Source organism: Vibrio sp. 1402 (assembly GCF_033340275.1).
In genome coordinates this window covers 1-521 of sequence record NZ_JAWOWE010000692.1, presented here as the reverse complement: position 1 = coordinate 521, position 521 = coordinate 1, and the positions used below count along the sequence as shown (strand labels likewise).

General features: G+C 46.3%; 1 protein-coding gene. It reads left to right on the top strand.

Annotation, left to right across the window (positions count from 1 at the left end; translation table 11 throughout):
- The coding region (locus tag R7044_RS27980; protein ID WP_225456347.1) for a DUF945 family protein at nt 1–521 on the top strand (521 nt) is incomplete at both ends.

Below are 521 nucleotides of genomic sequence, written 5' to 3'. Positions count from 1 at the left end.
ACTAGGCGCCATCGGTGGTGCAATCTCATTGGCGTTGTGTTGGCCGCTTGCGGTTGGTCAAATTGGTCAGTCGATCATTGAAGACGGTATCGCCAATATGAACGATAAGATGATCAAAGGCGAAGTTGTTGAATACCAACGCGGCTACCTTTCTTCCGTTGTATTAACTCGATACTCAGTGGTTGACCCTGAACTGAAAACACAGTTTGAACGCGATGGTTTGCCGATTATGTTCGAAGTCACGAGTGATGTAAGCCATGGCTTAACTAGCCTGACAGCAGACTCTAAGCTGGTGGATAACGATTTTCTCCCGCTTACCATGCATAGCAAAACACAGCTTAATGGTAACACTGCGTTTACGTTGGATTTAGACAGCTGGAACTATCGCAATGAAGCGCAAGGCGTATCGGTTTCGACAAGTCCTGCGCAAGTGACTGGCGATGTTACCGTGCTTGGTGATTTGCAGTACCAAGTATCGATTCCTTCAGTTCAAGTCGATTTTGAAAATGGTGACGAGTTAT